The organism is Pelomonas sp. Root405 (genome assembly GCF_001425165.1).
GTDB lineage: Bacteria > Pseudomonadota > Gammaproteobacteria > Burkholderiales > Burkholderiaceae_C > Pelomonas.
This window is the reverse complement of sequence record NZ_LMDU01000015.1, coordinates 167,163-184,095: the sequence shown is the minus strand read 5'-3', so window position 1 is coordinate 184,095 and position 16,933 is coordinate 167,163. Positions and strand designations below refer to the sequence as shown.

Below are 16,933 nucleotides of genomic sequence, written 5' to 3'. Positions count from 1 at the left end.
CCTCGGCCATGCTGCTGATCCCTGCCATCGACCTCAAAGACGGTCGCTGTGTCCGCCTCAAGCAAGGCGACATGAACGACTCCACCACTTTCGGCGAGGACCCCGCCGCGATGGCGCGGCGCTGGCTGGATGCCGGTGCGCGGCGGCTGCACCTGGTGGACCTTAACGGGGCCTTCGCGGGCAAGCCGGTCAACGAGCCCGCCATCAAGGCCATCATCAAGGAGATCGGCGACGAGATTCCGATCCAGCTCGGCGGCGGCATTCGTGACCTCGACACCATCGAGCGCTATCTCGACGACGGCCTCAGCTACGTCATCATCGGCACCGCTGCGGTCAAGAACCCCGGCTTCCTGCGGGATGCGTGCACCGCCTTCGGCGGCCACATCATCGTCGGCCTGGACGCCAAGGACGGCAAGGTCGCCACCGACGGCTGGAGCAAGCTGACCGGCCACGAGGTCGTCGACCTGGCGCTGAAGTTCCAGGACTACGGTGTCGAAGGCGTCATCTACACCGACATCGGCCGCGACGGCATGCTGACCGGCATCAACATCGAGGCCACGGTCAAGCTGGCGCAGGCGCTGACGATTCCCGTCATTGCGTCGGGTGGCCTGTCCGACATTGCGGACATCGAGCGCCTGTGCGCGGTGTTCGGCGACGGCGTTGAGGGCGTCATTTGCGGCCGCTCCATCTACACCGGCGCGCTGGACTTTGCCGCCGCCCAGGCGCGGGCGGATGAGCTGATCCCAACGGCAGGGTGAACGAAGCCCCTCGTCCAGGCGGGCGCCGCTGAACGCGGTCCCCCTGGCCGGCCCCCCGAGGGGACGGCGATGCTTGCCGGATTGACCGGCAAGCCATCGCCCAATGGGCCGGCTCGGGAGCGGCCCAGCGCTCGGCCCCCAAGGCCATCAACCGCGGCGACGCCGGGCTGCGAGACCGAGCACGCCCAGGCCGCCAAGCATGAGCCCATAGGTCTCGGGCTCGGGCACGGCGGTGACGAAGGCGCGAATCTCGCCGCCGGGGAAGGTCGTCGAGTGGATATTGAAGTAGGCGTTGCCCGACAGCAGGTTGCTGATCAGCCGGGCCTCTGCCCCCGCCGCGGTGCCGCCGCTGGCAGTCACGAAAGTGGCGCTGTACTGGTTGGTCTGGGTCAGGTCGATGATCCGGTTGTACGAGCCCGACGTCGCACCGAGAGGGAAGGACGGCAGGATGCCGCCCTGGGCCAGCGCCACGCCGGCGGTGCCGGCATTGGGCAAGGCGGTACAGCAGTGGATGTGCGCGTTGCTGGTGTTGCCGGACAGGCCTGACCAGGTCGCGTTGATGAGCAGGGTATGACCGTCATCGTCGTACTCCAGCGACAGCGTGCCGGTGCCGGTGGCGCCCGAGGCTTCAGGCGCGAACGTCCCCGCAAAAAGCACCGAATGCGCCGATGCGGCGGTGGCGCCCAGCGCAATGGCGGTGGCGAGCAGGGCATGGGTAGGCAGTCTCATCGTTTTCTCCGTGGGGTGGGTTGAGCACCCGCGATTGGGCGCCGCTTCAATCGCGCTGCGAAGCCCCTAACCATCGAAGGAATAATTCGGCTTCCTTTCACGTATCCCCGTCATGCTCGCCAAACGCATCATTCCCTGCCTCGACGTCACCGCCGGCCGCGTGGTCAAGGGCGTCAACTTCGTGGGTCTGCGCGACGCGGGCGACCCGGTGGACATCGCCGCCCGCTACAACGAGCAGGGCGCCGACGAGCTGACCTTCCTCGACATCACCGCCACCAGCGATGGCCGCGATCTGATCCTGCACATCATCGAAGCCGTCGCGTCCCAGGTCTTCATCCCGCTGACGGTGGGCGGCGGCGTGCGTGCCGTGGCCGATGTGCGGCGCTTGCTGAATGCCGGCGCCGACAAGGTGTCGTTCAACTCGGCGGCGGTGGCCGACCCGGCGCTGATCCGCGCGGCCAGCGACAAGTACGGCGCGCAATGCATCGTCGTCGCCATCGATGCCAAGCGCCGCGCCGAAGATGACCCCAGAGGCAAGGGCTGGGACGTCTACACCCATGGCGGGCGCAAGAACGTGGGGCTCGACGCTGTCGAATGGGCGCGCCAGATGGCCGAGTTCGGTGCCGGCGAGATCCTGCTGACCAGCATGGACCGCGACGGCACCAAGAGCGGCTTCGACCTGGAACTCACGCGCGCCGTGTCCGACGCCGTGCCCGTTCCCGTCATCGCCTCGGGCGGTGTTGGCACCCTGGACCACCTGGCCGACGGGGTGTCGCTCGGCGGCGCCGACGCGGTGCTGGCGGCCAGCATCTTCCACTTCGGCCAGCACACGGTGCGCGAGGCGAAGGCGCTGATGGCCGCGCGCGGCATCCCCGTGCGTCAGTGATGGGTGAAATCCGCATCATCGGCGGCCAGTGGAAGCGCTCCAAGCTGCCGGTCGTCGACCTGCCCGGGCTGCGCCCGACCGCCGACCGCATCCGTGAGACGCTGTTCAACTGGCTGGGTCAGACGCTGACCGGTTGGCGCGTGCTGGACGCCTTTGCCGGTAGCGGCGCCCTCGGTTTCGAGGCAGCGTCGCGCGGCGCGGAGGCCGTTGTCATGCTGGAGCGCGAGGCGGTGCTGGTGGACGGGCTGCGCGCCAGCCAGAAGCGCCTGCAGGCTACCGCCATCGTCATCCACCGCGCCAACGCGCTGAATTGGATGACGGCCTGCGCGGCGCGCTTCGACCTCATCCTGCTCGACCCCCCGTTCGCCGACAACCTGTTCGACCGCGCGCTGGCTGCCGCCGTGCCACTGCTGGCCGAGGGCGGGCTGATCTATGTCGAATCACCGCATGACGTCGCGCCGCCCCCGGGATTCACCGCCTGGCGCCAGGGTCGGGCGGGGGCCGTGCACTACCAGTTGCTGCGGCGCGAGGACAATCCCACCCCATGACCTCCCGCATCACCATCACGGCGATCTATCCCGGCACGTTCGACCCGATCACCCTCGGCCACGAGGACCTGATGCGCCGCGCCGCCGCGATGTTCGAGCGCCTGGTGCTGGCGGTTGCCGTCGGCCATCACAAGAAGACGATGTTCTCGCTGGACGAGCGGCTGGAGATGGCGCAGGAAGTGGCCGCCCCACTCGGCAATGTCGAGGTCATCGCGTTTGACGGCCTGCTGCGCGATTTCGTGCGCGCCCACGCCGGCCGCGTCGTCGTGCGTGGCCTGCGCACTGGCGGCGACTTCGAGTACGAGTTCCAGATGGCCGGCATGAACCGCAAGCTCATGCCTGAGGTCGAGACCATCTTCCTGACACCCGGCGAGCGCCACCAGTACACGTCCAGCACCTTCGTGCGCGAGATCGCGACGCTCGGTGGCGAGGTGGCGGAGTTCGTGTCGCCCGGTGTGCTGGCGCGCTTGGACGAGCGCTGCAGGAAGGGGGTCTGACGATGGCGCTGATGATCACGGACGAATGCATCAACTGCGACGTCTGCGAACCCGCCTGCCCGAACAACGCGATCTCGATGGGCGAGGACTTCTACAAGATCGAACCGGGCAAGTGCACCGAATGCGTCGGCCACTTCGACGAGCCGCAGTGCGTGATGCTGTGCCCGGTCGCCTGCATCCCCATCAACCCGGCCCACGTCGAAAGCCGCGAGTCGTTGCTGCTGAAGTACCAGCGGCTGACGGCCGCCGCTACTTCGGGAACACCGCTTTAAGCACCTCGGCCAGCCGCGCGCCGGCGATGGTCAGCTGCTGGCGTTTGATGGCATTGGCCCTGGCGGCGTAGCCGCTGGGCAGGGTCAGGTTCCACTGCGAGCCCTGCCTGTCCGAGAACTTCAGCCCGTCGAAGGCCGCGCCGGCCTGGGCCAATGACTGCGTGGCCCAGCGCTCCGGCCAGCCAGCCGGGTCGCCCGCATTAGGTTGGACCCGCCGCGCCTGGGCCAGCCAGGCGGCGTCGACGCGCCGGGGGCGGAACTCGTCGGGCACGTTGTCCCAGTAGGCGTGCAAGTTCTTCGGTCCGGTCGGGCTGGCCGGCACCAGGTTGAAGCTGTTGCCACCAATGGTGAAGCTGGTGCGATCAAAGCCGCCCTTGTCGGGATCGACACGCCGGCCCTGGGCGTCGAGATAGACGCTGCCGACATGCAGGGGTTGATGAATGTCACCCACCAGATGCACAAGGGCAAGCAGGGCTTCCCGCTGGCTCTTGAAGTTGGGCTGACCGGGCGCAGGCCGGCCCTGCAGCACCAGGATGGCCGCGCGTGAGGCGCCCGCCACGTCGTCGACCCGCGTGCCCGTGAAGCCCAGCAGATAGCGGCTGCGCTGCACGGCGATATCGGCATAGTGGGTCTGCTTGTGGCAGCTGTCTTCATCCGAGCCCATCACGCATTGACGGTCGTTGCGGCGCACGTAGTCGGCCATCTCGGCGATGCGTTCCGGCGTCTCAAGCGGGGCGCAGGCCGGGTACTTGCCGGGCGAGGGATAGGTGTAGCCCTGGCTGGGCGAGATGCCCTTCACGCAGTCGCCCCACAGGGAGGCCAGCGGCAGGGAGATGTCGCCGAGCAGCGCCGCGACGCGTGCCTCGGCGGGGCTGCCCTTGATGAGGCCGGCGGCGATGGTGGCGACGGTCTGGTGGCCATCGGCGCCCCAGGCATGTGCAGCCAGCGGAAGGGCGAGCAGGGCGGTGGCGAGCAATCGGCGCATGCGGATTCTTCAGTCGATCAGACCCGCGATCTTGCCTGGCTGGAAGTGCAGGTCGATGAAGTCTGCCAGCCCGTCGAAGACAGCATCCAGTGACCGGCCTGAGTGGCCGAACAGCGCCTGCAGCACGGCCGGCTGCTCGAACAGGCCGTGCGCGTAGACACCCAGCACCTGGCCGGCCTGCCAGCCGATGGCCTCGCCCGCGTCGTTGCGCAGCGCAACCTTGGGTGGAGGAAGGCCGGCGTGGGGCTGGGTGCGGCCGTGGCGGATCTCATAGCCGCCGGCCTGCACACCGGCCAGCGCCTGCCAACCGCCGTCCATCGTCGCGGCGAAGCGGAACTCCGCGCTGCGCAGCAGCTTCTCGGTCTCGAACACGGTGACCAGCGGCAGCAGGCCCAGGCCCGGCGCATTGCCGTCCACGCCATGCGTGTCGATCAGCGCCTCGCCCAGCATCTGCAGGCCGCCGCAGATGCCCAGCACGCGGCCACGGTGGTTGTTGATGGCGGCGTCGAGCTTTTGCGCGCGCAGCCAGGCCAGGTCGGCCGCGGTGGACTTGGAGCCGGGCAGGATGATCCAGTCGGCGCCTGCCAGATCCTTGGGCTCGCGCGCCCAGCTCAGGCGCACGCCGGGCAGCTGGCGCAGCGGCTGGAATTCGTCGAGGTTGGAGATGCGCGGGTAGGCGACGACAGCGATGTGCAGGCCGCTGCCGGTTGCCGAGTGATCGAACACACCGTCCTCCTCGGGCAGGCCATGGCCGCGCCACATCGGCAGCGTCGCGATGGTTGGCACGCCGGTCAGGCGCTCCAGCTGCTCCGGCCCCGGTGCCAGCAGGCCAGCGTCGCCGCGGAAGCGGTTCAGCACGAAGCCGCGCACGAGGCCGCGCACGTCTTCGGGCATCAGCTGGTGCGTGCCGTACAGGTGGGCAAAGGCGCCGCCGCGGTCGATGTCGGTGACCAGCAGGCAGGCCGCGTTGGCGTCGCGCGCGGTGCCGAGGTTCACATAGTCGCTGGGCGCCAGGTTGATCTCGGCCGGCGAGCCGGCGCCTTCGATGACGACGACATCGTTCTCGCCCATCAGCTCATGCAGGGCCGCCCGCGCGCGCGGTTTCAGCAGCGCGCTGCGCTCGCGCCAGGGCATGCGCGAGAGCGCGGCGTCCACCTCGCCGAGCACGACGACCTGGCTCTGCGTGTCGGCCTCGGGCTTGAGCAGCACGGGGTTCATGCGCACCTCGGGCACACGGTTGGCGGCCAGGGCCTGGAAGTACTGGGCGCTGCCGATCTCGCCCATCAGCCCGTTCAGACCTGGCACGACACGGGCGTTGTTGCTCATGTTCTGGGCCTTGAACGGCGCGACCTTGAGGCCTTGCCGCGCGTACCAGCGGCATAGCGCGGTCGCCAGCCAGCTCTTGCCCGCGCCGCTGGTGGTGCCCAGCACCATCACCGCTTTGCTGCTCATGCGTCTTCTCCCTCGATGTCGAGCAGGGCCCGCTGCAGCGCCTGCTGGGCGGCCGGTGGCTGGGCCGAGATGCGCACCCAGCCGGGCAGGCCAAATGATGCCGCGTCGCGCAACTGGATGCCGTGCTCGCGCAGCCGCAGTCCGATGTCCGGCCGCGGCGGGCGGACCAGCCAGAAATTGGTGCAACTCGGGCGCTGCAGCCAGTCCAGGCCGGCGAGCAGTGCGCGTTGTCTTGCCGTCCATTCCCGCAGTTGGATGCGTGCGTTGGCCAGCCAGGCTTGCGTGTCGTCGCTTGGCCACTGCATCAGCAGCGCGACACCCTCGGCCGACAGCACCCAGCTCGGCGCCAGCGACAGCGCGTGCGCCCAGACCGTATCAGCGGCCGGCGCCACGAGGTAGCCCGCGCGCACGCCGGTCAGGCCCAGGGCCTTGTTCGGGCAGATCAGCTGCCAGGCGCCGGGTGGCGGTGCGGGCGCGTCGCCCTGCAGGCGCAACGGTTCATAGGCGCGGTCGACGACGACCAGTGCGTCCAGCGCAGGCCATGTCGCCACGCTGGCGCCGGTCGGGTTGCACGGCTCGCAGATCCAGACCAGGGCCGGTGCGCTGGGACGGATGTCCGACGGGCTGGCATAGGGCCGCACGGCCAGGCCGAGCGCCTGGGCGGCCAGCGTGTAGTCGCCAAAGCCCGGCTGCGGCACCCAGACCTCGCGGCGGCCGGCCAGCATGGCTGCCATCGTCATGCGGCGTATGCCCTCGGCGCCGCCCGCCGTCGGCAAAACCAGCTCGCCGTGGCCCTCAGTTCGGTCGAGGTGCCGGCGCAGCGCGCGGTAGTGCGGGTCGGGGTAGCAGGATCGGTCGGCCCGCTGCACCGCATGCATCAGCGCCGGCGGTGGGCCGAACGCGCTGGCGTTCGTGGAGAAGTCGTGCACCACCGGCAGGCCATCGTCCGGCCCGCCATGCTCGGGCAAAAACATCGGGTTCATGCCCTGAGCGCCCAGGCAAGCACCGCGATCAATGCGGCGCCTGCGATGACCGCCTGCAGGGCGACCGCCCGCGCGGCGTGCAGATCACCAGGCCGCACGACCTGGCCCCCGGCATGCAGCACATAGACACCCGGCTTGGCCAACCGCCGGTCCAGCCGCAGGGCCATCGCGGCCATCGGCCAGCCGCTGTTGGGCGACGGCGTGCGGCGCGCTTCGCGCACCAGCCGCAGCAGCGACGGGGGCAGCAGCACCAGCGCCGTGAGCCGCGCCGGCAGCCAGGACAGCAGGTCGTCCGCACGCGCCGCCCACTTGCCGCACCACTCGCGCTGGTCCCGGTAGCCCCACATGGCATCCGCGGTGTTGGCAAAGCGGTAGATGGCCGCACCCGGCAGACCCAGGATGGCGAACCAGAACAGCGGGGCGATGACGGAGTCGTTGAGGTTCTCGGCCAGCGTCTCGATGGCGGCTTCGCGCACCTCGATCTCGGTCAGCGCCGACGTATCGCGGCTGACGATGCGGGCCAGGCGCGCGCGGCCGGCGTCCAGCGATTCGTCCAAGGCGGTTTCCACAGCCAGCGCTTCGTCGGCCAGCATGCGCCAGGCAAGAAGCGGCTTGAGCAGCAGACCGATCAACGCAGCCGCGCCGACCAGGCGCAGCGGCGAGTCCCAGGGCTGCAGCAGGATCAGCACCCAGCCCTCCAGCCACAAGGCGATGAACGCGACCAGCGCGGCGCCCACGAGCCAGGCCAGCGCGCCGGTGATGAAGCCCAGTGATGGCGGCAGCCGCGTCAGCTTGAACAGGCCGAGGTAGCGCCCCATGCCGACGACCGGATGCGCCCAGGCGGGGGGCTCGCCGAGACGGTCCACCAGCAGCGCCACCCCCATCGCTAGCGACAGCATCAGACTCATGAGCGAGGCGGCTTGCATCAGCGCAGGGGCGGCAGCCGGGCCACCAGGCCGCTTTTGAGCCGCTCGGGGCGGCGGTCCCAGGCCAGCAAGCCGTCACCCGGCTCGGCATGCTGGGCAGCGACGGCCAGCAGCGCGTCGACGCTGGCCTCGTCAGACGCCAACTGACCGAACAGGTAGCTGTGCTTGCCCGCGGCCTGCAACGCCACTGTGCAGCTTTGCTTGCAGGCGGCCATGCAGGCTTGGCCACGGATGGCGAGCGCCCAGTCGCGCGCCAGCACCTCGTTCTCGACGGCCTCCAGCAGCGCCTGGCCCTGGCCGTCGGCGCAGGTGGTGCAGATGATGAGCACGCTCAATCCTCGATTCCCCGCTGCGCCGGCACGCCGACGTGGTAGTGGTGCTTGACCAACGTCATCTCGGTGACTGTGTCGGCCAGCTCGATCAGCTCGGCCGGTGCGCCGCGGCCGGTCAGCACCACATGCACGTGCGGCGGGCGCTCGCGCAGGCAGGCCAGCACCTCGTCCAGCGCCAGCCAGCCGTAGCGCAGCGGATACATGATCTCGTCCAGCACGATGAGGAAATGATCCCCCGCGCGGATCAGCGATTGGGCGCGCCCCCAGCCCTCGCGGGCCAGCTCGGCGGAGTGCGCCAGGTCCTTGCTCTTCCACGAGAAGCCGTCGCCCAGGCCTTCGATGGGCACGCCGAGCTGCTCGAACACGCGGTGCTCGCCGAAGCGGGCGCTGGGCACCTTCATGAACTGGTAGATGCGCACCGGCTTGCCGCGGCCATGCGCCCGCAGTGCCAGGCCGAAGGCGGCGGTGCTCTTGCCCTTGCCGTCGCCGGTGTGCACGATCACCAGGCCGCGGCGCTCGCCGCTGGGAATGACGCGTTCGCGGTCGACGGGAGGTTTCTCGATTTCCATGGGTCAGCCCTTGAAGAAGGCGGCAATGGCCTCGGGGTTGGACGGGAAGTAGTGATGCACGTAGCTCGCGCGCAGCGAGCCGTGCTGGTAGACGGCCTCGGCGGTCTGGCCGCCATTGGGGTTGCTCGCCCGCGCGATGGGCACGAGCGAGGTCTCCAGCGTCGAGTAGTGATAGCTGTGGCCGCGCAACGGGCCTTCGGGCCAGGCTATAGCCTGAAGGCCCAGTGCAGCCAAGCGATGCTGCACATGGGCGCGGCCAGGCAGCAGGCCTGCCATGCGGTGGGTTTCGCCGGTGGCGTCGGTCAACGTGTCCAACAGCGCCAGCATCCCGCCGCATTCCGCCAGCAGCGGCTTGGCCGAAGCGATGTGGGCGGCCAGCTCGGTGGCCAGGGTCGGATGGGCGCCGAGCTTCTCGGCATGCAGCTCCGGATAGCCGCCGGGCAGCCAGACCGCGTCACAGGCGGGGAGTGCTTCGTGGCGCAGCGGTGAGAAGAACACCAACTCGGCGCCGAGCGCGCGCAACAGGTCCACATTGGCCGGGTAGATGAAACCGAAGGCGGCGTCGCGGGCGATGGCGATGCGACGGCCTGCCAGCAGACGTGGGAGCGCGGGCTCGGCGATGTCCTCGAAGCTCAAAGGCCTGAAGGCCAGTCCCGGCCGCAGCCCGGCCTCCCAGGCGTCGGCCCAGGCGTCGAGCTGGGCGTCCAGCCCCGGCTGCTCCAGTGCCTGCACCAGGCCGAGGTGACGCTCCGGCAGGATGAGCCGGGGCTCGCGCGCCAATGCGGCGATCAGCGGCAGGTCGGCGGGCAGGCCTTCGCCCACCATGCGGCCATGCGCGGCGCTGCCGATGCGGTTGGCGATGACGCCGCAGTGATGCAGCTCGGGCCGGAACCGTTGCAGGCCCGTGGCCAGCGCCGCGAAGGTCTGGGCCATGGCCGAGGCGTCGATGACGCAGACGACGGGCAGCCCGAAGGCGGCGGCCAAGTCGGCGCTGCTGGGGGCGCCGTCGAACAGGCCCATGACGCCTTCGACAAGGATGAGGTCGGCCTCGGCCGCCGCCCGCGCCAGCAGCGACTGGCAATGCGAGAAGCCACCCATGAACAGGTCGAGCTGGTAGACCGGTGCGCCGCTGGCGCGTTCCAGGATGCTGGGGTCGAGAAAGTCCGGCCCGGTCTTGAAGACGCGCACGCGCCGGCCGCGCCGCGCGTGGCTGCGGGCGATGGCCGCGGTGATGCTGGTCTTGCCCGCGCCGGAGGCCGGAGCGCTGATCAAGAGGGCGGCGCAACTGTTCGTCATAAGGGCAGGGCGACCCAGCGCCCTTCGATCTGTGCAATGTGAAGGCTGGGGCCGAAGACTCGCCGAAGCGCGTCGTGCGTGGCTGCGTCGGCCGGCGCGCCGGTGTGCACGATCTGGCCGTCGGCCATCAGCACGAGGTGGTCGGCCTGTAGCGCCAGGTGCAGCTCGTGCAGCACGCTGACGACACTGTGACCAGCGGCGACGCGCGTGCGCGCCAGCGCCATCCAGTCGGCCTGGTGGGGCGGGTCCAGGTGGGCGAGCGGCTCGTCCATCAGCGTCAGCGGCGCGTCGACCGCCAGCACGCGCGCCAGCAGCACGCGCTGGCGCTCGCCGCCGGACAGCGAGCCCAGGCGGCGTTCGCGCCACGCCCAGCTCTGCGTGGAGGCCATGGCGGCCTGCACGGCGGCATGGTCGGCGTCTGTAGGCGGCGCCAGCCAGGGGCGGTGCGGCAGGCGGCCGAGCATGACGACGTCGTGGGCGGTCAGGTCGTCGGCGCCGGTCTCCTGCTGGCCCATCCAGGCGAGCTGGCGGGCGCGTTCGCGGGACGGCCATTCGGTCAGCGGCTTACCCGCCAGTTGCACGGACCCGTCATACCGTTGCAAGCCGGCAATGGCGCGCAGCAGCGTCGACTTGCCGGCGCCATTGGGACCGACGATGGCCGTCCAGCGAGCTTGCGGAATCGTCAGCTCGATGTCGCTGATGAGGTCGCGGCCGTCGATGCGCACGCGCTCGATGCGGGCTTGCAGCGCATTCATTTGATCAGTCCGCTCCGAAGTGCACGGCGTTTGCGGGCCGAGCGCCGGGCCGCTCCCAAGCCGGCCCGCGTTGGGCGATGTGCTTGCGGCTCAATGCCGCAAGCATCGCCGTCCCCCCGGGGGACCGACCGGGCTCGCCCGCGTTCAGCAGGGCGAGACTGGGCGAGGGGCCTCATCTCTTGGGGGCTCCACGGCGATGCATCAGCACGAGCAGGTAGACGCCGCCAAGCAACGCCGTCACCAGACCCACGGGCAGCTCCTGAGGCCGGATCAGCGCACGCGCCAGCACGTCCGCCGCCAGCAGCAAAGCGCCGCCGGCGGCTGCCGACATGACGATCAAGCGGCCATGCAGCATCGGGCACAGCGCGCGTACCAGGTGGGGCGCGACCAGGCCGACAAAGGCGACGATGCCGGTCTGCGCCACGGCCGCGCCGGTGGCCAGCGCAAACGCGCAGATCAAGGCCAGCCGCATCAGCCCCATGCGAATGCCCAGCGACGCTGCGGTGGCCTCGCCCAACGTCAACGCATCCAGCGCCGGGCTGGCCAGCAGGCCGATGACCAGCGCCACCGCAGCGCAGGCCACCATCACCGTGACGCTGCTCCAGCCCAGCAGGCCGGTGTTGCCGAGCAGGAAGGCCTGCATGGCACGCAGGATGTCCGGCGCCCAGAGCGTGGCCAGACCCGTGAGCGCGTTCAGCACGACGCCGACGACCACGCCGGCCAGCAGCAGGCGCAGCGTCTGCTCCACGCCGCGCGCGAGGATGAGGGTCAGGCCCACGCCGACCAGCGTGCCGATGAAGGCGATGCCGGTCAGGCCGACATGGGCGAGCAGCGAAGACGTCTGCGGCGAGATGCCCGTCAGCGCCAGCGCGATGGCGACTGCCAGGCCGGCGCCCGACGCGCTGCCCAGCAGATAAGGGTCGGCCAGCGGATTGCGGAACAGGCCTTGCGCCATCGCGCCGGCCATGCCGAGCAGAGCACCGGCGCACCACGCGCCGAGCGAGCGGGGCAGGCGGATTTCCCACAGGATGACGCTCATGCTGTCGTCGCCCAGGTCGGCCCAGCCGGTGCTGCCGATGAGCACGCCGGCCAGCACGCCGCCAACGCCCACGGCGAACAGCAGTGCGAGCAGCAGGCGGGGGCGCAGGTTCATCAGGACGCTGCCTTCTCGCGAAGACACCTGGCCATGATCTGCGCAGCCTCGGCCATGCGCGGGCCGGGGCGGGCCAGGATGTCGCCTTCCTCGGCTTTGAAGATGCAGATGCGGCCGCGCTTGATGGCGTCGATGCGGTCCCAGCCGGGGCGCTGCGTCAGCCCCTCGGAGCCGCGCTGGCCGATCATGATCAGGGCCGGGTTGGCCTTGACGACGAACTCGGCGTTGATCTTGGGGAAGGGGCCAAGGTCGGGCGGGATGATGTTGCCGGCGCCCAAGCGAGCCAGCGTCTCGCCCATGAAGGAGACGGTGCCGGCCGCGTACAGGCCGCTGGCGACTTCGTAATAGACACGCATGCCGCGCGCCGCAGGTGGCACGCTGCTGGCGGCTGCGGCGACGCCGGCTTCGATGTGGCGCCAGACGCGCTGCGCATCCGGCACGCCCAGCACCTGGCCGATGATGCCGAGCACGCGCTGCACATCGCGGTAGCTGCGCGGCTCCAGCGCGATGACCTTCATGCCCAGCGCCCGCAGCCGTTCGGCGACGCGCGAGGACACGGCCACCAGCACCACGTCAGGCTTGAGCGCCGCGATCATCTCGACATTGGTGTCTTCCATGCCGCCGAGCTTGGGCAGGGCGTTCACTTGTGCCGGGAAGTTGGAATAGCGGTCCACGCCCACCAGCCTGTTGCAGGCGCCCAGTTCGCAGACGGTCTCGGTCAGCGACGGCAGCAGGCTGACGACGCGTTGCGGCGTTGCGGCGAGCGTGGTGGTGTGGCCGAGGTCGTCCTTGATTTCGACAGCCGAGGCCGGCAGTGCGACCGCGAGCAGCAGCGCGAAGAAACGTTCAAGCATCGTCTGAATCCTCGATGGGCCGCGTCCAGGCCCGGCCCGCGACCATCAGTGTCAACCGGCCGCACAGGCTCGCGATGTCCTGGTTCAGGCGGCCCAGTTCATCGACGTAGTGGCGCACCTCGCGCCCGAGCGGCGACACGCCCCAGCCGACCTCGTTGGAGACGAAGACGACCCGTGAGGCCAGCCGCGGCAGCAGGGCCAGCAGCGCGGTGCGCTCGGCCTGCCAGCCCGCCGCGTCGGGTGCGCTGTGCATCGGCATCAGCCAGTTGACGAGCCACAGCGTCAGGCAGTCGACGACGACCAGGGTGCCCGCGTCGTCGGTTTGCCGAAGGGCCGCGCCGAGGTGCAACGGCGCTTCGATGGTGTCGAAGCGCGTGGGCCGCGCAGCGCGGTGGTGATCGATGCGCGCCCGCATCTCCTCGTCGGCTGCCAATGCCGTCGCGACGACGACGACCCGGCCCGGCCAGCGCAGCGCCAGCCTCTCGGCCTGTCGCGACTTGCCGCTGCGCTGGCCGCCGACGATGAGCTCGTGGGCACTCATCAGAGGGTGGGGCTCCAGCGCAGGGAGACCAGCACGGTGCGCGGCGCCGAAGCGAAACCGTAGGCGGTGGTGTGCTCACGGTCGAAGGCGTTGTCCAGGTTCAACTGCAGCTTGAGATCGCGGCCGAGCTTGTACTGGGCGTTGAAATTCAGCAGTGCATAGCCACTCAAGCCGCGAGTGTTGGCCGCGTTGTCGAAGCGGTGGCCCGAGGCTTGCACGGTGGCACCCAGCAGCCAATCGCCCAGCGCCGTGTCGGCGCCGAGCGTGCCCAGGCGCTTTGCGCGCCGGGCGAGCAGCAGGCCGGTGCTTGCGTCGGTGGGCTTCTGGAAATCCATCGTGGCGCGCAGCGTGACGCTGCCGAGCTTGGTGTTGCCGGCCAGGCTCAGGCCCTGCAGGCGCGCTGCCGACACGTTCTGGTAGCAGCCGAAGGCGCTGTTGCAACTGCCCGCCGCGCCGAAGACGATGAGGTTGCTGATGCGGTTGCGATAGGCAGTGGCCGTTAACTCGCTGTCGGCGTTGCCGTATTTCAGGCCCACCTCGACATTGCGGCCGCGCTCCGCGTCGAGCGGCTTGACACCGGGCTTGCTGAGGTCGGGGCCGTAGACAGTGCCCTGCTGGTAGAGGGTCGGCGCACGGAAGGCGTTGCCCACCGAACCGACGATGCGCAGGCCGGCGGCGATCTCGTAGCCGGCCAGCAGCGTGCCGGTTCCCACAGCGCCGAACTCGCTGTCGTCGTCGTGCCGCGCGTGGGCCTGCAAGCTGAAGGCGCCAGCATTGAGCAGATAGCCGGCACCCAGGGCATTGCGGTGGCGCTTGCCGACGCCAGAGGTCACGAGACCGCTGTTCTGCAGTTCGTCCTCGATGCGCTCGCCCTGGAAGTTGATCTGCTGGCCCTTGGCGATCTGGTAGGAACCGGTCAGCGCGAGATTGCGCACGTGCGTGTCGGTCAGATACGGCGAGGGCGACGTTTCGTAGCGGTCGCGTGACTGGCCTAAGCTCAGCTGGGTTTGCAGGGCAGGCGCCCATTGCGCCGTCCAGGCGAGTCGCTGGGCATTGGTGTCCTGCAGCGTGCGGTCGTCCACCAGCGGGCGCGACCGGGAGCCGTCGTACTGACCGTTGGCGTGGTTCTTGATGAAAATGAGTTCGGCGCGGTGCCCTTCGGCCAGTTGGGCGCCGATGCGGGCGGTGCCCTGGTACTTGCGCCAGCCATCGCGGTCGGGGACATAGCTGAAGGCGCTGTCCGGCGTGGTGGCATTGAAGCCATCGCTCTCCTCGCCGGCCAGCGTGAAGGCGAAGTCGACGATGCCGGCGCTGCCGAACAGGCCGCCATCGACCTTGCGCGTGGCCAGATTGCCGAGCGCGACGCCGAAGTCGGCGCTGATCTTGCCGCCAGCCTTGCGGGTGAAGATCTGAACGACGCCGCCGACGGCGTCGGAGCCATAGATGGCGCTGGCCGGGCCCTTCAGCACCTCGATGCGCTCGACCTGGGCAATGGGAATGCCCTGCCAGCTGGCGCCGCTGCTGGCCTGCGAATCCATGCGCACGCCGTCGACGAGGACGAGGGTGTGGCGCGTGTCGGCGCCACGCAGGAACAGCGAGGTCGACGCGGCAGCCCCGCCGTTGCGGACCATCTCCGCGCAGCCGTTGTTGCGCAGCAGGTCGGCCACGCTGGCGGCGGCCTGGCGTTCGATGTCGGCGCGGGTGATGACGGTCAGGTCGGCCAGCACTTCCGACAGTTTCTGGGGTGAGCGCGTGGCCGTGGTGACGACGGTATCCAGCTTGTTCTGGGCTTGGGCAGACGAGGCCAGCGCCATCGCGGCCAGGGCGAACAGCGACCGACGGGCCGCGAGGAGGGAATGGGACATGAAAGAGGAACGCAAACGAACGCTCAGCCGCACTGACCCCCGCAGCAAGGCTGAAAAACGGCCACCTGGCGAATGCGCGCGGCGGCCCCGTCGTTGGCCGGTATCCGGGCTGATGGAACGCCGTTCAACACCTTCCCAGCGCTTTCGCACCAGTGGTTTGTTGGTTGAACAGAGAGGCGAGGCCTCGTCCACTTACCGTTGCGGGGACAGCTCAGGTTAGGTTCGCCACGGTGTGGTCCGCCCTCCTGATTCCCGTTGAACTGCCGCCGGCTTGAGACCGGTAGCGAGCACCAACGGCGCGGATTCTATCGGCCGCTGTCGCCGGGCTTTTTGGGTTTGACAGTCTTCGGCGGCTTGATCGTCGTGACGAGGGGACCGCTGGCCGCCTGCGCGGCCGGCGGCAGCGCCTGCAGGCCGACCGCCTGGCTGCGCTGCCGGCGCCCTTCAGCTTCGCTGGCCCGCCGGGCCTGCGACAAGGCCGCGGCCTGCTTGGCCTCGGCCAGATGGCGCTCGCGCGCGGCCCGGCTGTCCGAAGCGCTGGGTTGGTCGTAGTCGACGTTGCTGCCGGCTGCGCTGCCGTTGGGGCACGGCGAATCGCGCAGGTCGCGGCCGTCGGCGCCGCAGCGGTAGACCTGGGCGCGCCGCACCTCGGTCTGCGCGACGGCGGGCAGGGCGGTGCCGAGGGTCAGGGCCAGCAACAGGGGCTTCATGGCGCCGGAGTTTCTCCTGGCGGCTGGGGCTTGGGTAGTTTGGGCCGCGGCGGTTTCGCGTGAATTTTGGCCAGGGCCCTGTCCATCTCGCCGCGCAGCATCAGCTCGACGGCGCCGTAGCTCTTGTCGATGCAGTCCTCCACCGCCTGGCGCTCGGCCAGCGGCGGCTTGCTCAGCACATAGCCGGCGACTTCGTCCTTGTGGCCGGGGTGGCCTATCCCCAAGCGCAGCCGCCAGAAGTCGCCGCTGCCGAGCTGGGCCTGCATGTCCTTCAATCCGTTGTGGCCGCCATTGCCGCCGCCCTTCTTGAACTTCATCTCGCCGGGCGGCAGGTCCAGCTCGTCGTGGATGGCGAGGATCTCCTCGGGCGCGATCTTGAAGAAGCGTGCCAGCGCAGCCACCGACTTGCCGGAGAGGTTCATGTAGGTCATGGGTTCGAGCAGCCAGATCGGGCCGCTCGCGCCGGGTGCGCCATTCACGCGCGCCACGAGGCCGTGATAGGCCTTGTCGGGCTGCAGGCTCGTTTTGAGGCCGCGCGCCAGCCCGTCAATCCACCAAAAGCCGGCGTTGTGGCGAGTGTCTTCGTATTCAGCACCCGGGTTGCCCAGGCCGACAAGCAAGCGAATCATGGCGCGGATTATCGAGGCCCCTCGCCCAGTCACGCCCGCTGAACGCGGGCGCGCCTGGTCGGTCCCCCGAGGGGACGGCGATGCTCGCGGCATCGAGCCGCAAGCACATCGCCCAAGGCGGGCCGGCTTGGGAGCGGCCCGGCGCTCGGCCCGCAAAAACAAAAAGGGCTCCCGATGGGAGCCCTTTAGCTTG

At 69.7% G+C, this 16,933-nt stretch carries 20 protein-coding genes and 1 riboswitch; of the genes, 5 read left to right on the top strand and 15 right to left on the bottom strand.

Annotated features, from left to right (window positions below; genetic code table 11):
- Positions 1–8: 8 nt before the first annotated feature.
- The gene (gene hisA, locus ASC81_RS22460; protein WP_056272367.1) at positions 9–758 is read left to right on the top strand and encodes a 1-(5-phosphoribosyl)-5-[(5-phosphoribosylamino)methylideneamino]imidazole-4-carboxamide isomerase; all 750 of its coding nucleotides are present in this window, start codon (positions 9–11) and stop codon (positions 756–758) included.
- Positions 759–905: 147 nt separating this feature from the next.
- Here hisA and ASC81_RS22455 read toward each other — a convergent pair whose 3' ends face one another.
- The gene (locus tag ASC81_RS22455; protein ID WP_056272364.1) at positions 906–1,487 is read right to left on the bottom strand and encodes a CHRD domain-containing protein; all 582 of its coding nucleotides are present in this window, start codon (positions 1,485–1,487) and stop codon (positions 906–908) included.
- Positions 1,488–1,599: 112 nt separating this feature from the next.
- On the opposite strand from ASC81_RS22455, the gene hisF reads away from it, so the two are divergent.
- Genes hisF through ASC81_RS22435 form a run of 4 tightly spaced genes read left to right on the top strand, consistent with a single transcriptional unit; the run spans position 1,600 to position 3,690 of the window.
- Positions 1,600–2,373 (top strand): imidazole glycerol phosphate synthase subunit HisF, encoded by a 774-nt coding sequence (gene hisF, locus ASC81_RS22450; protein ID WP_056272361.1) that lies wholly within the window; start codon positions 1,600–1,602, stop codon positions 2,371–2,373.
- Positions 2,373–2,921 (top strand): 16S rRNA (guanine(966)-N(2))-methyltransferase RsmD, encoded by a 549-nt coding sequence (gene rsmD, locus ASC81_RS22445; protein ID WP_056272359.1) that lies wholly within the window; start codon positions 2,373–2,375, stop codon positions 2,919–2,921. Before hisF ends, rsmD begins: the two co-directional genes overlap by 1 nt.
- The gene (gene coaD, locus ASC81_RS22440) at positions 2,918–3,418 is read left to right on the top strand and encodes a pantetheine-phosphate adenylyltransferase (RefSeq protein ID WP_056272356.1); all 501 of its coding nucleotides are present in this window, start codon (positions 2,918–2,920) and stop codon (positions 3,416–3,418) included. Before rsmD ends, coaD begins: the two co-directional genes overlap by 4 nt.
- 2 nt (positions 3,419–3,420) lie before the next feature.
- Positions 3,421–3,690, top strand: a complete 270-nt coding sequence (locus ASC81_RS22435) for a YfhL family 4Fe-4S dicluster ferredoxin (RefSeq protein WP_056272352.1) — start codon at positions 3,421–3,423, stop codon at positions 3,688–3,690.
- Here ASC81_RS22435 and ASC81_RS22430 read toward each other — a convergent pair.
- From ASC81_RS22430 to pth, 14 genes are all read right to left on the bottom strand, one after another.
- On the bottom strand, positions 3,668–4,675 hold the full coding sequence (locus tag ASC81_RS22430; RefSeq protein ID WP_056272350.1) for a S1/P1 nuclease: 1,008 nt from the start codon (positions 4,673–4,675) through the stop codon (positions 3,668–3,670). The genes ASC81_RS22435 and ASC81_RS22430 overlap by 23 nt on opposite strands.
- Positions 4,676–4,684: 9 nt before the next feature.
- A complete protein-coding gene (locus tag ASC81_RS22425) occupies positions 4,685–6,127 on the bottom strand; it encodes a cobyric acid synthase (protein ID WP_056272345.1) in 1,443 nt (480 codons plus the stop codon).
- Positions 6,124–7,110 carry an aminotransferase class I/II-fold pyridoxal phosphate-dependent enzyme gene (locus ASC81_RS22420; RefSeq protein WP_056272343.1) on the bottom strand — a complete coding sequence of 329 codons (987 nt, stop codon included), beginning with the start codon at positions 7,108–7,110 and terminating at the stop codon, positions 6,124–6,126. Before ASC81_RS22420 ends, ASC81_RS22425 begins: the two co-directional genes overlap by 4 nt.
- The gene (cbiB, locus tag ASC81_RS22415; RefSeq protein WP_156392356.1) at positions 7,107–8,018 is read right to left on the bottom strand and encodes an adenosylcobinamide-phosphate synthase CbiB; all 912 of its coding nucleotides are present in this window, start codon (positions 8,016–8,018) and stop codon (positions 7,107–7,109) included. The genes ASC81_RS22420 and cbiB overlap by 4 nt, the downstream gene beginning before the upstream one ends.
- 17 nt (positions 8,019–8,035) lie before the next feature.
- A complete protein-coding gene (locus ASC81_RS22410) occupies positions 8,036–8,365 on the bottom strand; it encodes a DUF1636 domain-containing protein (protein ID WP_056272338.1) in 330 nt (109 codons plus the stop codon).
- 2 nt (positions 8,366–8,367) lie between these two features.
- Positions 8,368–8,937 carry a cob(I)yrinic acid a,c-diamide adenosyltransferase gene (cobO, locus tag ASC81_RS22405; RefSeq protein WP_056272334.1) on the bottom strand — a complete coding sequence of 190 codons (570 nt, stop codon included), beginning with the start codon at positions 8,935–8,937 and terminating at the stop codon, positions 8,368–8,370.
- 3 nt (positions 8,938–8,940) lie between these two features.
- On the bottom strand, positions 8,941–10,233 hold the full coding sequence (locus ASC81_RS22400) for a cobyrinate a,c-diamide synthase (RefSeq protein ID WP_056272332.1): 1,293 nt from the start codon (positions 10,231–10,233) through the stop codon (positions 8,941–8,943).
- A complete protein-coding gene (locus ASC81_RS22395; protein WP_056272328.1) occupies positions 10,230–10,988 on the bottom strand; it encodes an ABC transporter ATP-binding protein in 759 nt (252 codons plus the stop codon). The genes ASC81_RS22400 and ASC81_RS22395 overlap by 4 nt, the downstream gene beginning before the upstream one ends.
- 172 nt (positions 10,989–11,160) lie before the next feature.
- Positions 11,161–12,141 carry an iron ABC transporter permease gene (locus ASC81_RS22390; protein ID WP_056272326.1) on the bottom strand — a complete coding sequence of 327 codons (981 nt, stop codon included), beginning with the start codon at positions 12,139–12,141 and terminating at the stop codon, positions 11,161–11,163.
- Positions 12,141–12,995 (bottom strand): ABC transporter substrate-binding protein, encoded by an 855-nt coding sequence (locus ASC81_RS22385; RefSeq protein ID WP_056272323.1) that lies wholly within the window; start codon positions 12,993–12,995, stop codon positions 12,141–12,143. Before ASC81_RS22385 ends, ASC81_RS22390 begins: the two co-directional genes overlap by 1 nt.
- Positions 12,988–13,536, bottom strand: coding sequence for a bifunctional adenosylcobinamide kinase/adenosylcobinamide-phosphate guanylyltransferase (gene cobU, locus ASC81_RS22380; protein WP_056272320.1), 549 nt, complete (start codon positions 13,534–13,536; stop codon positions 12,988–12,990). Before cobU ends, ASC81_RS22385 begins: the two co-directional genes overlap by 8 nt.
- Positions 13,536–15,401 carry a TonB-dependent receptor domain-containing protein gene (locus tag ASC81_RS22375; RefSeq protein WP_056272315.1) on the bottom strand — a complete coding sequence of 622 codons (1,866 nt, stop codon included), beginning with the start codon at positions 15,399–15,401 and terminating at the stop codon, positions 13,536–13,538. The genes cobU and ASC81_RS22375 overlap by 1 nt, the downstream gene beginning before the upstream one ends.
- Positions 15,402–15,478: 77 nt before the next feature.
- A riboswitch (cobalamin riboswitch) is annotated at positions 15,479–15,711 on the bottom strand.
- A complete protein-coding gene (locus ASC81_RS22370) occupies positions 15,707–16,111 on the bottom strand; it encodes a hypothetical protein (protein WP_056272312.1) in 405 nt (134 codons plus the stop codon). It overlaps the preceding riboswitch by 5 nt.
- Positions 16,108–16,740: an aminoacyl-tRNA hydrolase gene (gene pth / locus ASC81_RS22365; RefSeq protein ID WP_056272310.1), complete on the bottom strand. Its 633-nt coding sequence runs from the start codon at positions 16,738–16,740 to the stop codon at positions 16,108–16,110. The genes ASC81_RS22370 and pth overlap by 4 nt, the downstream gene beginning before the upstream one ends.
- Positions 16,741–16,933: the final 193 nt, after the last annotated feature.

What these genes read in the sequence shown, in the direction of transcription:
- hisA (WP_056272367.1), top strand. Translation starts at nt 9, where the DNA reads ATGCTGCTGATCCCTGCCATCGACCTCAAAGACGGTCGCTGTGTCCGC.
- ASC81_RS22455 (WP_056272364.1), bottom strand. Translation starts at nt 1,487, where the DNA reads ATGAGACTGCCTACCCATGCCCTGCTCGCCACCGCCATTGCGCTGGGC.
- hisF (WP_056272361.1), top strand. Translation starts at nt 1,600, where the DNA reads ATGCTCGCCAAACGCATCATTCCCTGCCTCGACGTCACCGCCGGCCGC.
- rsmD (WP_056272359.1), top strand. Translation starts at nt 2,373, where the DNA reads ATGGGTGAAATCCGCATCATCGGCGGCCAGTGGAAGCGCTCCAAGCTG.
- coaD (WP_056272356.1), top strand. Translation starts at nt 2,918, where the DNA reads ATGACCTCCCGCATCACCATCACGGCGATCTATCCCGGCACGTTCGAC.
- ASC81_RS22435 (WP_056272352.1), top strand. Translation starts at nt 3,421, where the DNA reads ATGGCGCTGATGATCACGGACGAATGCATCAACTGCGACGTCTGCGAA.
- ASC81_RS22430 (WP_056272350.1), bottom strand. Translation starts at nt 4,675, where the DNA reads ATGCGCCGATTGCTCGCCACCGCCCTGCTCGCCCTTCCGCTGGCTGCA.
- ASC81_RS22425 (WP_056272345.1), bottom strand. Translation starts at nt 6,127, where the DNA reads ATGAGCAGCAAAGCGGTGATGGTGCTGGGCACCACCAGCGGCGCGGGC.
- ASC81_RS22420 (WP_056272343.1), bottom strand. Translation starts at nt 7,110, where the DNA reads ATGAACCCGATGTTTTTGCCCGAGCATGGCGGGCCGGACGATGGCCTG.
- cbiB (WP_156392356.1), bottom strand. Translation starts at nt 8,018, where the DNA reads ATGAGTCTGATGCTGTCGCTAGCGATGGGGGTGGCGCTGCTGGTGGAC.
- cobO (WP_056272334.1), bottom strand. Translation starts at nt 8,937, where the DNA reads ATGGAAATCGAGAAACCTCCCGTCGACCGCGAACGCGTCATTCCCAGC.
- ASC81_RS22400 (WP_056272332.1), bottom strand. Translation starts at nt 10,233, where the DNA reads ATGACGAACAGTTGCGCCGCCCTCTTGATCAGCGCTCCGGCCTCCGGC.
- ASC81_RS22395 (WP_056272328.1), bottom strand. Translation starts at nt 10,988, where the DNA reads ATGAATGCGCTGCAAGCCCGCATCGAGCGCGTGCGCATCGACGGCCGC.
- ASC81_RS22390 (WP_056272326.1), bottom strand. Translation starts at nt 12,141, where the DNA reads ATGAACCTGCGCCCCCGCCTGCTGCTCGCACTGCTGTTCGCCGTGGGC.
- ASC81_RS22385 (WP_056272323.1), bottom strand. Translation starts at nt 12,995, where the DNA reads ATGCTTGAACGTTTCTTCGCGCTGCTGCTCGCGGTCGCACTGCCGGCC.
- cobU (WP_056272320.1), bottom strand. Translation starts at nt 13,536, where the DNA reads ATGAGTGCCCACGAGCTCATCGTCGGCGGCCAGCGCAGCGGCAAGTCG.
- ASC81_RS22375 (WP_056272315.1), bottom strand. Translation starts at nt 15,401, where the DNA reads ATGTCCCATTCCCTCCTCGCGGCCCGTCGGTCGCTGTTCGCCCTGGCC.
- ASC81_RS22370 (WP_056272312.1), bottom strand. Translation starts at nt 16,111, where the DNA reads ATGAAGCCCCTGTTGCTGGCCCTGACCCTCGGCACCGCCCTGCCCGCC.
- pth (WP_056272310.1), bottom strand. Translation starts at nt 16,740, where the DNA reads ATGATTCGCTTGCTTGTCGGCCTGGGCAACCCGGGTGCTGAATACGAA.